Annotated in this window: 12 protein-coding genes and 1 pseudogene; 7 read left to right on the top strand and 6 right to left on the bottom strand. The window is 70.8% G+C overall.

Features of this window, described 5'->3' with window-relative positions; genetic code table 11:
* The 4 genes from ACNFOC_RS41100 to ACNFOC_RS41085 all read left to right on the top strand — a co-directional run.
* The coding region (locus tag ACNFOC_RS41100) for a phosphorylase family protein (RefSeq protein WP_416964119.1) at positions 1-554 on the top strand (554 nt) is incomplete at its 5' end.
* Between the two features lie 5 nt (positions 555-559).
* Complete coding sequence (locus tag ACNFOC_RS41095; protein ID WP_416964120.1) at positions 560-1,855, top strand: amidohydrolase; 1,296 nt, start codon at positions 560-562, stop codon at positions 1,853-1,855.
* A gap of 85 nt (positions 1,856-1,940) precedes the next feature.
* Positions 1,941-2,612, top strand: coding sequence for a FadR/GntR family transcriptional regulator (locus ACNFOC_RS41090; RefSeq protein WP_033283704.1), 672 nt, complete (start codon positions 1,941-1,943; stop codon positions 2,610-2,612).
* Between the two features lie 198 nt (positions 2,613-2,810).
* Positions 2,811-3,857: a PAC2 family protein gene (locus ACNFOC_RS41085; RefSeq protein ID WP_416964118.1), complete on the top strand. Its 1,047-nt coding sequence runs from the start codon at positions 2,811-2,813 to the stop codon at positions 3,855-3,857.
* Between the two features lie 66 nt (positions 3,858-3,923).
* Here the strand turns inward: ACNFOC_RS41085 and mshC are convergent, their stop codons facing one another.
* The 4 genes from mshC to ACNFOC_RS41065 form a co-directional block, all read right to left on the bottom strand.
* Positions 3,924-5,153 (bottom strand): cysteine--1-D-myo-inosityl 2-amino-2-deoxy-alpha-D-glucopyranoside ligase, encoded by a 1,230-nt coding sequence (gene mshC / locus ACNFOC_RS41080; protein WP_416964117.1) that lies wholly within the window; start codon positions 5,151-5,153, stop codon positions 3,924-3,926.
* A 94-nt stretch (positions 5,154-5,247) separates the two neighbouring features.
* Positions 5,248-6,066: an Rv2133c family protein gene (locus ACNFOC_RS41075; RefSeq protein ID WP_416964116.1), complete on the bottom strand. Its 819-nt coding sequence runs from the start codon at positions 6,064-6,066 to the stop codon at positions 5,248-5,250.
* The gene (locus ACNFOC_RS41070) at positions 6,030-6,620 is read right to left on the bottom strand and encodes an Rv2134c family protein (RefSeq protein ID WP_019059144.1); all 591 of its coding nucleotides are present in this window, start codon (positions 6,618-6,620) and stop codon (positions 6,030-6,032) included. The genes ACNFOC_RS41075 and ACNFOC_RS41070 overlap by 37 nt, the downstream gene beginning before the upstream one ends.
* A 75-nt stretch (positions 6,621-6,695) precedes the next feature.
* Entirely contained in the window at positions 6,696-7,382 is a 687-nt protein-coding gene (locus ACNFOC_RS41065; protein ID WP_416964115.1) for a histidine phosphatase family protein, read from the bottom strand.
* A gap of 62 nt (positions 7,383-7,444) precedes the next feature.
* On the opposite strand from ACNFOC_RS41065, the gene corA reads away from it, so the two are divergent.
* Entirely contained in the window at positions 7,445-8,440 is a 996-nt protein-coding gene (gene corA / locus ACNFOC_RS41060) for a magnesium/cobalt transporter CorA (protein ID WP_416964114.1), read from the top strand.
* A 14-nt stretch (positions 8,441-8,454) separates the two neighbouring features.
* Here corA and ACNFOC_RS41055 read toward each other — a convergent pair whose 3' ends face one another.
* Positions 8,455-9,243, bottom strand: coding sequence for a ferritin-like domain-containing protein (locus tag ACNFOC_RS41055; protein ID WP_416964113.1), 789 nt, complete (start codon positions 9,241-9,243; stop codon positions 8,455-8,457).
* A 236-nt stretch (positions 9,244-9,479) separates the two neighbouring features.
* Positions 9,480-10,535: an LLM class F420-dependent oxidoreductase gene (locus ACNFOC_RS41050; RefSeq protein ID WP_416964112.1), complete on the bottom strand. Its 1,056-nt coding sequence runs from the start codon at positions 10,533-10,535 to the stop codon at positions 9,480-9,482.
* A gap of 186 nt (positions 10,536-10,721) precedes the next feature.
* On the opposite strand from ACNFOC_RS41050, the gene ACNFOC_RS41045 reads away from it, so the two are divergent.
* Both ACNFOC_RS41045 and ACNFOC_RS41040 read left to right on the top strand, forming a co-directional pair.
* The gene (locus ACNFOC_RS41045) at positions 10,722-11,705 is read left to right on the top strand and encodes an aldo/keto reductase (protein WP_416964111.1); all 984 of its coding nucleotides are present in this window, start codon (positions 10,722-10,724) and stop codon (positions 11,703-11,705) included.
* Between the two features lie 411 nt (positions 11,706-12,116).
* Positions 12,117-12,238 (top strand): annotated as a pseudogene (locus ACNFOC_RS41040) (Rieske 2Fe-2S domain-containing protein); the annotation flags it as partial.

Genomic DNA, 12,238 nt, shown 5'->3' with positions numbered 1-12,238 from the left:
GGCCGGGCGCGATCCTGCTGTTCCAGGAGCTGGCGGACGCGGGGGTCCGCACCTTCCTGCGCTTCGGCACGGCGGGCGCGATGAAGCCCGGCATCGGCGACGGCGACCTCGTCATCGCGGAGGCGGCCGTACGCGACGACGGCGTCACCCAGCAGTTGCTGCCCCCGGAGTACCCGGCGGTCGCCGCCCCCGAGGCCGTCTTCGCCCTCCAGCGCGCGGCCCGCGAGGCCGACGCCCCGCACCACCGCGGCATCGTCTGGACCCGCGCGGCCTTCCAGCCCGGCCTTCTCCCCCTCTTCTCCTACGACGGCGCCGGGCTCGCGGCGATCGAGATGGAGCTGTCGGCGCTGCTGGTGACGGCCTCGCTGCGCGGTCTGGTCGCGGGCGGGGTGCTGGTCATCGACGGCGCCAACGCCGATGAACTCGTCGACGAGGACACCACCGGCGGGTACGACCCGCATCGGGAGGTCGTGGCGGCCGGTGTCGAGCGGGGCGCGATCGTCTCGCTGGAGGCGCTCCGACTGCTCGCCGAGGCCGAGGAGTCGACGGTATGAGCACGTTGAGCATCGACCTGTTGGTGCACGGCGGTGACGTCCTGACCGTCGACGAGGCCGGAACGGTCGTACGGGACGGGGCAGTTGCCGTCCACGAGGGCGAGATCGTCGCCGTAGGACCGGCCGAGGAGCTGACAACTCGGTTCACGGCGGCGGAGTCCATTGACGCGTCGGGCTGTCTCGTGCTGCCCGGGCTGATCAACACGCACACGCATCTCGCGATGACGCTGCTGCGCGGCCGCGCCGACGACGTCACTCTCCAGGGCTTCCTGGAACGGGTGTTGAAGTGGGAGGCCCAGCTACTGACGCCGAAGAACGTGGCGGCGGCGGTGCGGCTCGCGGTGGCCGAGAGCGTACGGGCCGGGGTGACCTCGGCGCTCGACATGTACTGGTTCCACGAGGCGGCCGAGCAGGCGGCCCGTGAGGCGGGCTGGCGACTGCACACCGGGCCCACCTTCATGGACGTGCCGGAGCCGCCGGACCGTATCGCCTACGAGGACCGACTGGACTGGGCGCGACGGGACTTGGTGGCCCGCGGCGAGGCACGCCCCGGCCTGCGCCCGATCGTCTTCGCGCACTCGACCTACACCCTCGCCCCCGACCAGCTCGTCGAAATCGCCGCCCTGGCACGGGAGTTCGGTGCGCTGCTGCACATCCACGCGGCGGAGAACCCGACCGAGGTCGCCACCGTCGAGGTCAAGTACGGCAAGCGGCCGGTGGAGTTGCTCGACTCGCTGGGGCTGCTCGGTCCCGATCTGCTGCTCGCGCACGCCGTGGACCTGACTGGTCCGGAGATCGCGGCGCTGGCCCGCACGGGCACATCGGTCGCCCACTGTCCGGTGTCCAACCTGAAGCTGGGCTGCGGAATCGCGCCGGTGCCACGGCTGTTGAGCGCGGGCGTGACCGTCGGACTGGGCACGGACGGCGCCGTCAGCTCCAACACGCTGGACGTGCTGGGCGCCGTACGGCAGGCGGCTCTCGTCCACAAGGCGGGCGGCGACCCCACGGCGGTCGGCGCCGAACAGGCCGTACGGATGGCGACGATCGAGGGTGCGCGGGCGCTGGGCCTGGGTGATCACCTGGGCTCGCTGGAGGCCGGGAAGCGGGCCGATCTCGTCGTGCTCGACCTGGACGCGCCCCATCTGCGGCCGCTGCACGACCCGTGGTCGACGCTCGCGTACGCCGCGCACTCGGCGGACATACGGGACACGGTCGTCGACGGCCGGGTGCTGATGCGGAACCGGACACTGGGCACGCTGGACGAGGACGCGGTGCTCGCGGAGCTCGAAGCACTTGCCTGAGCTGTGGATTTCCCTCCCGTTCAGCCTGCTGAACCCGCATAATGCACCTGATACATCGGACGTCTGAGCAACAGGAAGGCCGGCCATGGCAGTCACCGATGAGGCGATCGAGAAAATCAAGGGAATGATCGTCTCCGGCGCGCTGCGTCCCGGGGACCGGCTCCCCAAGGAGAGCGAACTCGCCGCCGAACTGGGCCTGTCCCGCAACTCGCTGCGGGAGGCCGTACGCGCCCTCTCGCTGATCCGCATCCTCGACGTGCGGCAGGGCGACGGCACGTACGTCACCAGCCTCGATCCTCAACTCCTCCTGGAGGCGCTGAGTTTCGTCGTCGACTTCCACCGGGACGACACGGTCCTCGAATTCCTGGCCGTACGGCGGATTCTGGAACCGGCGGCCACGGGGATGGCGGCGCTGCGGATCAGCGAGCAGCAACTGGACGCGCTCTCCGCCCAGTTGGACGCGCTGGGCGGTGCCCCCTCGGTGGAGGAACTGGTCGCGTGCGACCTGGAGTTCCACCGGGGGATCGTGCAGAGTTCCGGCAACTCGGTGCTCTGCTCGCTCCTCGACGGTCTGTCCGGGCCGACCACGCGGGCCCGGATCTGGCGCGGTCTGACGCAGGAGGACGCGGTGAGCCGGACGCTGCACGAGCACCGGGCGATCCTGGGCGCGCTGCGCGACCGGGACGCGGAGGCGGCACGGTCGTGGGCGACGGTGCACATCGCGAGCGTGGAGCAGTGGTTGCGTTCGACCCTGTGATCGAGTGATCCGCCCCGCTGATCCATCGGAGGAGTGACCGGCCGGGGCGGGTCCGCACAGGATGGCGATCTTGTGTGTTCGACCGTCCCGGACGGGGCAGGCATGGGTTCACTCCCCCGTGCAAGGGGGCTGCGGGCGCCCCCGTCGGACGCCGTAAGGTTGGGGCGTACGCGAGGGCAGATCGGAAGGAGGCGCTGGGTGATCGAGCTGGAGGGGGTTCCCGAGCTGATCGACCCAGTGATGGTGGCCGCGTTCGAGGGCTGGAACGACGCCGGCGACGCCGCTTCCACCGCGGTCGCGCACTTGGACAGGGAGTGGAAGGGCGAGGTGTTCGCGGCGCTGGACGCCGAGGACTACTACGACTTCCAGGTCAACCGGCCCACGGTGTGGATGGACGCCGGCGTGCGAAAGATCACATGGCCGACAACGCGCCTCTCGGTGGTCCGGGTCGGCGGCGAGAAGCCGCGCGACCTCGTCCTCGTCCGAGGTATCGAACCGTCGATGCGCTGGCGCTCGTTCTGCAACGAACTGCTGGGCTTCGCGCACGAGTTGGGCGTGGAGCTGGTGGTGATCCTGGGCGCGCTGCTCGGTGACACCCCGCACACACGTCCGGTGCCGATCAGCGGGACCACGTCGGACTCGGACCTGGCGCAGCGGATGGACCTGGAGGAGACCAAGTACGAGGGTCCCACCGGGATCGTCGGCATCCTCCAGGAGGCGTGCACGCACGCGGGCGTACCGGCCGTGTCGCTGTGGGCCGCGGTGCCGCACTACGTGTCGCAGCCGCCCAACCCGAAGGCCACCCTGGCGCTGCTCAACCGCCTGGAGGACCTGATCGACGTCCGCATCCCGCTGGGCGAGCTGCCCGAGGACGCGCGCGCCTGGCAGGTCGGCGTGGACCAGCTGGCCGCCGAGGACAGCGAGGTCGCCGAGTACGTCCAGACGCTCGAGGAGGCCCGCGACACCGCGGAGCTGCCGGAGGCGTCGGGCGAGGCGATCGCCCGCGAGTTCGAGCGCTATCTCCGGCGACGGGACGGCGGCGGCAGCCCGTCACCCGGTGGGCACGCCACGGCGGACGGCAGCGACAGCGCGACGTATCTCCGCGACAACCCCGGCGCCGGCCGGCCGAAGCCGCAGAGACCCGCGAAACCAGAGACCGATGCCGGACCCGAGGCCGGACCCGAGGCCGGACCCGAGGCCGGGTCGGACAGTGACTCCGACGACGAGGACTCGTCCGAGGAGTAGGGCGTACGAGACGTGAAAGAAGGCGGTGCGCGAGCTGCGCACCGCCTTCTTTGTGTCCGGCGACCGCTACAGGGCCACGCCCAACAGGGCGTCCACGGCACGGGACACGACGCCGGGGGCGCCCTCGTCCGTGCCGCCGTCGGTCTCCTGGAGGGCCGCCCAGCGGTCCACGGCGGCGAGTGCGGCCGGAGCGTCCAGGTCGTTCGCGAGGGCCTCGCGGATCTCCTCGACGAGCGGCTCGGCGGCCGGGCCGTCGGGCCGGGAGACGGCGGCACGCCAGCGGCCGAGCCGGGCGACCGCGTCCGCGAGCACCTGGTCGGTCCACTCCCAGTCGGAGCGGTAGTGGTGGGCGAGCAGGGTGAGCCGGATGGCGGCCGGGTCGACGCCCTCGCGGCGCAGCGCGGAGACGAAGACGAGGTTGCCCCGGGACTTCGACATCTTCTCGCCGTCGAGACCGACCATGCCGGCGTGGACGTACGCCTTGGCCATCGGGAACTCGCCGGTCAGCACCTGGGCGTGCGAGGCGCCCATCTCGTGGTGCGGGAAGGCGAGGTCGGAGCCGCCGCCCTGCACGTCGAAGCCCATGCCGAGGTGATCGAGGGCGATCGCGACACACTCGATGTGCCAGCCGGGGCGCCCCTGGCCGAGCGAGCCGCCGTCCCAGCTCGGTTCGCCCTCGCGGGCGGCCATCCAGAGCATCGGGTCGAGCGGGTTCTTCTTGCCCGGGCGGTCCGGGTCGCCGCCGCGCTCGGCGGACAGCAGCCGCATCGCGGCGGCGTCGAGGTTCGAGACCTTGCCGAAGTTGGGGTCGGAGCCGACGGAGAAGTAGACGTCACCCTCGAGTTCGTAGGCGGCACCCGCGTCCCTGAGGCGTTCGACGAGCGGCACGATGCCGGGTATCGCCTCGACCGCGCCGATGTACTGCTTCGGGGGCAGCATGCGCAGGGCGGTCATGTCCTCGCGGAAGAGCGCGGTCTCCTTCTCGGCGAGGGCCACCCAGTCGACGCCGTCGCGCTCGGCGCGCTCCAGGAGCGGGTCGTCGACGTCGGTCACGTTCTGGACGTAGTGAACCTGCCGCTTGGTGTCGAGCCACACGCGCTGCACGAGGTCGAACGCGTTGTAGGTCGCCGCGTGCCCCATGTGGGTGGCGTCGTACGGCGTGATGCCGCAGACATAGATACGGGCGACGGGACCGGTGTCAGGGGTGACCAGACCGCCGGTCGCGGTGTCGTGGATCCGGAGGTCGCGGCCCTTGCCGGGAAGGGCGGGGACCTCAGAAGCGGGCCAGGCATACATGTCATGAGCGTAACCGGACAGATGTTTCGCATACGAACCGGACCAGGCCGGATGACCGGTAAGGCGCTCTTGCGCAACCTTGATCGCCGTGCTTCTACACGGGCGGCCACGGAATGGCCGGCCACTCCCCACTCGGCTCGGGATGCTTCCCGTCCGCGAGCAACGCGTCGACCCGCGCGCGCGTGGCATCGAGTTCTACGGCGGTGATCAGCTCGGCGAGCTTCGCGGCGAGCCCGCCGCCGTCCCTCAGTGCCTCCCTGAGCGCCTGGAGGACCTCGACCGCCTCCGGAGTGAGCGGCTCGCCCGCCCAGCCCCACAGGAGGGTGCGCAGCTTGTTCTCGGCGTTGAAGGTGACACCGTGGTCGATGCCGTAAAGGCGGCCCTCGTCGGCGGGCAGCAGATGGCCGCCCTTGCGGTCGGCGTTGTTGATGACGGCGTCGAGGACGGCGAGCCGCCGCAGCCGCTCGTCGTCGGCGTGCACCAGGAGGGCGGTCTTCCCTTCACCGACCTCGGCGAACCCGATGGCCTTCCAGCCTGCTTCGGGCTCCTCGCCGTCGACCAGGGCGAGCAGTTCGGACTCGGCCGCCGTCTCGATCCACAGCTGGCACATGCCCTCGCCGTACGGCCCGTCGCGCAGCACGGTGGTCGGCACGAGGTCCCAGCCGGTCGCCTCGGAGACCTCGTAGGCGGCGACCTCGCGCTGGGCGAGGTTGCCGTCCGGGAAGTCCCACAACGGCCGCTCCCCGGCGACGGGTTTGTACACGCAGGACGCCTCGCGGCCCTCGTACGTCACGGAGCAGAACAGCACCGCGTTCGAGGCCTCGCGGATCTGTCCGCGCACTCTCAGCTCACCTTTGGCGAGCAGCTCGGCCGTGGTCACGCTCCGCGGCGGTATCCGTTCTGGCGCGGACATACGTGTCCTTCCGGGTCGAGCGGGAGGCTGCACAGCGGGCAGGGCGGACGGCCGGCGTTGACGACGTCGAGGGCCCGCTTCGCGAAGGCGCGGGCCTGGGCGCCGGTGAGGCGGACCCGCAGCATCGGGGGTCCGTTCTCCTCGTCCTGGAGGAGGCGCTCCTCGGCCTCGGCGAGGTCCTCGTCGGTGTCGGCGTCGAGTTCGACGAGGGCCTGCGCCTCGACGATCATGCGCTGCTCCTCACCGTCCCAGGCGAGCGCCATGGTGCCGACGCGGAACTCCTCCTCGACGGGGGTCTCCAGCGGACGGGTGTCGGAGATCTCGGTGGGGGTGACGGCCGGGACGGCCGCGCTGCCGCCACTGCGCCGTACGACCTCGTCCAGGAGCTCGTCCATGCGCTCGGCGAGCGCGGCGACCTGCGTCTTCTCCAGGGCCACGCTGGTCACCCGAGGGCCCGCGGCGGCCTGGAGGAAGAACGTACGGCGCCCGGGCAGACCGACCGTACCGGCTACGAAGCGGTCCGGTGGGTCGTAGAGGTACACCTGACGGGACACGTCCTGTCTCCATTGGAATCGACTGCTGACAAGTGCGGCGCTACTGCGACCGCTTCACCCTACTGCGGCCGACGATCACGGTGCGCCCGCGCCGCCCCCGACCGTGGCGTCGTCGCCCGGGGGCTCCTCGCGCGGTGCCAGGGACGCGAGATCACCGGTGTCCCCGAGCCGTACGAGAAATGGCCTGAGACGGGTGTAACGGATCACGGTGATGGAACACGGTTCTACGGAGATCCGTTGGAAGAGGTCCAGATGAAGTCCGAGTGCGTCCGCGACAAGGGACTTGATGATGTCGCCGTGCGAGCACATGAGGTAGAGGGCGTCGGCGCCGTGATCGCGCTCCACGCGCGCGTTCCACTCGCGTACGGCCTCGGCCGCGCGGGTCTGCATCGACCGCATCGACTCGCCGCCGGGGAACGCGGCCGCCGAGGGGTGCGACTGGACGACCTCCATCAGGGGCTCGTCCATCAGCTCGGCGAGCTTGCGGCCGGACCAGTCGCCGTAGTGGCACTCCCCGATCCGTTCCTCGGTGTGCGGCCGCAGCTCGGGGCGGGCGTCCAGGAGGGGCTGGAGGGTCTCCTGGCAGCGTTGCAGCGGGCTGGTGACGACCTCGGCGATCGGCAGCGTGGCGAGCCGTGCGGGGAGCGCGGCGGCCTGGGCGTTGCCGCGCTCGTCGAGGGCGACTCCGGGCGTCCAGCCGGCGAGCACTCCCCCGGTGTTGGCGGTCGAACGTCCGTGCCGGACAAGGATCAACGTGGGCATGACGCCAAGCGTAGGCGTACGCGCGGGTGCGTCCTCGGCCGGACGGCGGGAGAATACGCACCGTGATCGTCGACTACGCCATCTACCGTGACGGACGCCGGACGGAGGGGCCCGGCGACTTCTCCGACGGCCTGGACCACTGTCGTCGGGTGGGCGGCGCCTTCGTCTGGATCGGCCTCTACGAGCCCACGGAGAAGGAGTTCGACAAGGTCACCCAGGAGTTCGGGCTGCACCCGCTGGCCGTCGAGGACGCCCTGACCGCGCATCAGCGGCCCAAGCTGGAGGTCTACGACGATTCCCTGTTCGTGGTCCTCAAGCCGGTGGGCTACGAGGCCGACAGCGACGTCGTCACCTCCGGCGAGGTCATGGTCTTCGTAGGCGACTCCTTCGTGGTGACGGTCCGGCACGGGGAGGAGGCCCCTCTGGCGGCCGTACGGCACCGTCTCGAGGAGGAGCCGGAGATGCTGCGGCACGGGCCGACGGCGGTGCTGTACTCGATCGCGGACGCGGTGGTCGACCACTACGTGGACGTCGCGGGCGAGTTGCAGACCGACCTGGAGGAGCTGGAGGCGGCGGTGTTCTCGCCGACCGGCGGCGGCTCGCGGACCACGGCCTCGCGGATCTACGCCTTCAAGCGGCAGATCCTGGAGTTCCGCCGGGCGACAGGACCGCTCGCCCAGCCGCTGGCCCGGCTCACGGGCGTCGGGCTCGCGGACCGGGTGCCGTTCGTGAACGACAAGTCGCGACCGTTCTTCCGTGACGTGAACGACCACCTGATGAAGGTCAACGAGTCCGTGGAGGGCCTCGACCGGCTGGTCTCGGACGTCCTGTCGGCGCACCTCGCGCAGACCAGCGTGCGGCAGAACGACGACATGCGGAAGATCTCCGGGTGGGCCGCCATGGCCGCCGTCCCCACGATGATCGCGGGGATCTACGGCATGAACTTCGATCACATGCCCGAGCTGCACTGGCTGTGGGGGTATCCGGCGGTGATCCTGCTGATGGCCGCCCTGGAGGTGCTGCTGTACCGGACGTTCAAGCGGCGCGGCTGGCTGTAGGGCGACGTTCGGGCTCAGGCGAACTCGGGTGCCGCGGTGGCCGGTCCGCCGAGCGCGTCGCGTCGTTCCGGCATCCTCAGGGACACCATCCGCCGCCAGCCGCCGAGCCGTTCGTACGCGTACACGGCGTGGATGCCCGCTGCCAGGGCCGCCGACTTGGCGCGCGGCCAGCCGAGGACGCGTCCCATGTGGGCCATCACCGCGAGGCTGACGTCCCGGTAGATGCGGATCTCCGCCAACGCGCACTCGCGCAGCGTCCGTTGGATGGCACGACCGTGTCCGGCGGCGGCGAAGCGCAGCAACTCCTCGTGGCAGTAGGCGAGATGGTTGTCCTCGTCGTTCGAGATCATCCGTACCGCGCGGCCGAGGTCGGGGTGGTCGGCGAAGTGTTTGCGCAGCAGGTCCATCTGCTCGGAGGCGCGCTGTTCGGTGACCCGGCTGTGCGCGAGGTAGGTGACGACGTCCTGGACGGTCAGCGCGCTCTCGCCCTTGAGCTTCTCGTGCGCGAGACCGATGCCGTGCCGCTCCAGGAGCATCGTGTAGTCGGTGTCTGCGGGCACCGGGACGGGTTCGAGGCCACGCTTCTTGAGAAGGGCGTTGAAAATGCGCCCGTGCTTGTCCTCGTCGGCGCCGTGCCGGCTGATCTTGGGGGCGAGGTCGCGTTCGGCCGGCGGGACGAGCACGGCGATGCGCCCGTTCTCCCAGCCGCCCTGGGACTCGCCGCTGGCCGCGATGGAGCAGAACAGCCGGAACGACTCGTCGTTGTCGAGGATCTCCTGGAACAGGTTCTTGGCCGAGAGCATCTGAAGGCACCTCCATGCAGGATTTCGCCGCATTCCGCAAAGAACGAGTCAAATGCGACGTCAGAGGTGCTGCAACAGCACTGTCGGACAACTCCGCCAAAAGGATGACTACGGATGTCCCGTCGGGGGCGTAACCGCACGGGCTGCCGCGCGTTGTTCCCCGTGACGGCCGTGGCGGGGAAGACCCCCCGAGCCCCCACCACGGCCGTAGAAAACTTCCGTACGACGGACTCCCGTCACGCGAGACCCGCGCGCTCCAGTGCCTCGGTTCCGGCGCGCAGCGCGGCGATCCGCTCCTCCAGGGTCCAGCCCGCCGGGGAGAGCGTCAGGGTGGTGACACCGGCCGCCGCGTACTCCTTCATCCGGTCCGCGATGCGGTCCACGGAACCCAGCAGGCTCGTCTTGTCGATCAGGTCGTGCGGGATGGCGGCCGCGGCGCCTTCCTTGTCGCCGGCCAGGTACTTGTCCTGGATCTCGGCGGCGGCCGCCTCGAAGCCCATGCGCTGGGCCAGCTTGTTGTAGAAGTTCTGCTGCCGGCTGCCCATGCCGCCGACGTACAGCGCGGTGTACGGGCGGAAGGTGTCGGCGAGCTTCTCGACGTCCTTGTCCTCGCCGAAGGCGAGCGGGACCGTCGGGACGATGTCGAAGCCCTCCAGGGTCTTTCCCGCCTTCTCGCGCCCGGCCCGCAGGTGCCTGATGGCGGTGTCCTCAAGGTGCTCGGCGGACGGGAAGATGAGCAGCGCGCCGTCGGCGATCTCGCCGGTCTGCTCCAGGTTCTTCGGGCCGATCGCGGCGATGTAGAGCGGGATGTGCTCGCGCTCCGGGTGCACGGTCAGCTTCAGGGGCTTGCCCGGACCGCCGGGCAGCGGCAGCGTCCAGTGCTCGCCGTCGTACGACAGGCGCTCGCGCGTCATCGCCTTGCGGACGATCTCGACGTACTCACGCGTGCGTGCCAGCGGCTTGTCGAACTTGACGCCGTACCAGCCCTCGGAGACCTGCGGGCCCGAGACACCGATGCCGAGGCGGAAGCGGCCCCCGGAGAGCGAGTCGAGGGTCGCGGCCGTCATCGCGGTCATCGCGGGCTGGCGGGCCGGGATCTGGAAGATGGCCGAGCCGACGTCGATGCGCTCGGTCTGCGCGGCGACCCAGGTGAGCACCGTGGCCGCGTCGGAGCCGTAGGCCTCGGCGGCCCAGCACACCGAGTAGCCGAGCCGGTCGGCCTCCTGCGCCACGGCGAGATTGTCGCCGTCCATTCCGGCACCCCAGTAGCCGAGGTTGATCCCGAGCTGCATGGCAGACCCCTTACCGATCAGTAACGTCGCTGTTGTGCCGACCCTAGCGCGAGGTGGTCCGGGCGGACAGGACGGGTGCCGGTGAGTGGTCACGGAGCGTGCTCTGCGAAGGACTGTGGATCATCGTGGAAATCGGTTATCCACAGGCAACCACAGGGCAGGTTCAGGCCAGTAATCTCGGCGTTCATGGAGCAGAGGCATCTCGGCCGTACCGGCCTTCGTGTGTCCCGGATCGGACTCGGCACCCTCACATGGGGGCGCGACACCGACGAGCATGACGCCGCGGACCTCTTGAAGGCGTTCTGGGAGGCCGGCGGCACCCTCGTCGACACGGCGGACGTGTACGGCGACGGGGAGGCCGAGTACCTGCTCGGACAGCTCATAGAGGGGCTCGTGCCGCGCCGGGACCTGGTCATCTCGACGAAGGCGGGGAGCGTACCCGACCCCGACCGCCGCTTCGACGGCTCGCGCGGCCACCTGCTCGCCGCGCTGGACGCCTCGCTGGCCCGCCTCGGCACGGACTACGTCGACGTGTGGCACATCCACGGCTTCGACCCGTTCACCCCGCTGGAGGAGACGCTCCAGGCCCTGGACCTGGCGGTCAGCAGCGGGCGGGCGCGCTATGCGGGGGTCTCCAACTACTGCGGCTGGCAGCTGGCCAAGGCGGCGACCTGGCAGCTGGCGGCGCCCGGCACGCGCACGCGGCTGGCGAGCACGCAGCTCGAGTACTCGCTGCTCCAGCGAGGCGTGGAGCGCGAGGTGCTGCCGGCCGCGCTCGACCTGGGCATCGGGCTGCTGCCCTCCTCGCCGCTCGGGCGCGGGGTCCTCACCGGCAAGTACCGGCACGCGACCCCGGCCGACTCGCGCGGCGCCTCGGACCACATGGCGCCCTTCGTCGCGCCCTACCTCGACGACACGGCGACCCGCATCGTGGACGCGGTCACCATCGCCGCCGACGGCCTCGCTGTGACGCCCCTCCAGGTCGCCCTCGCCTGGGTCCGCGACCGGCCCGGGGTGGCCGCCCCGATCGTCGGCGCGCGCAACGCGCACCAGCTCACGGCCGCATTGTCAGTGGAGGCGCTTAGTCTTCCTGACGAGATCTGCCGAGCGCTCGACGATGTGTCGGCGCCTCTGCACCGCTATCCCGATCACGACTGGAGCACGCTGTGAGCACGGACCCGGAGACCACGGAGACCTCGCCGTCCGAGGACACGGGCACGGACGCCGTGGAGACCGCCGAGGACGCGGCTGCGGAGAGCACCGCGGACGCCGCCGTGGAAGGTGACGAGGGCGCGGCCGCCGAGAACGCCGAAGGCACCGGCGAGGCCAAGGCCGAGGCCGCCGCTCCCGAACTGTCCGAGGCCGCCGCCGAGTTGCTGGCGCAGCAGGTGGAGCGGGAGCGTATCGAGCGGCGGAAGGCGGAGAAGGCCGGGCCCATCGTGGCCGGGACGAAGCTCAGCGGGACGGCCGCCGAACTGCTCGCGGCGGTACGGGCGGTGGAGAGCGGCGAGAAGCCCGTGAGCGGCCGCGCGGTGCTGTACGGCCCGGACGGCACGGAGATCGCGGCGGCGGGGCGGGGGCCGACTCGACGGGGACCGCATCGTGTGCGGCTACCACGGCTTCACCTACGACACGACGGGCACCTGCGTGTACGTGCCGGGGCAGAAACGCATCCCCCGCACCGCCCGCGTCGCCTCGTACCC

The sequence above is a fragment of the Streptomyces colwelliae genome (assembly GCF_048158785.1).
Lineage (GTDB): Bacteria > Actinomycetota > Actinomycetes > Streptomycetales > Streptomycetaceae > Streptomyces.
Note: the sequence above shows the minus strand (reverse complement) of the source record. Positions and strands in the feature narration are given on the sequence as shown.

What these genes read in the sequence shown, in the direction of transcription:
- ACNFOC_RS41055 (WP_416964113.1), bottom strand. Translation starts at nt 9,243, where the DNA reads ATGCTCTCGGCCAAGAACCTGTTCCAGGAGATCCTCGACAACGACGAG.
- ACNFOC_RS41065 (WP_416964115.1), bottom strand. Translation starts at nt 7,382, where the DNA reads ATGCCCACGTTGATCCTTGTCCGGCACGGACGTTCGACCGCCAACACC.
- ACNFOC_RS41045 (WP_416964111.1), top strand. Translation starts at nt 10,722, where the DNA reads ATGGAGCAGAGGCATCTCGGCCGTACCGGCCTTCGTGTGTCCCGGATC.
- mshC (WP_416964117.1), bottom strand. Translation starts at nt 5,153, where the DNA reads ATGTATGCCTGGCCCGCTTCTGAGGTCCCCGCCCTTCCCGGCAAGGGC.
- ACNFOC_RS41075 (WP_416964116.1), bottom strand. Translation starts at nt 6,066, where the DNA reads ATGTCCGCGCCAGAACGGATACCGCCGCGGAGCGTGACCACGGCCGAG.
- ACNFOC_RS41090 (WP_033283704.1), top strand. Translation starts at nt 1,941, where the DNA reads ATGGCAGTCACCGATGAGGCGATCGAGAAAATCAAGGGAATGATCGTC.
- ACNFOC_RS41050 (WP_416964112.1), bottom strand. Translation starts at nt 10,535, where the DNA reads ATGCAGCTCGGGATCAACCTCGGCTACTGGGGTGCCGGAATGGACGGC.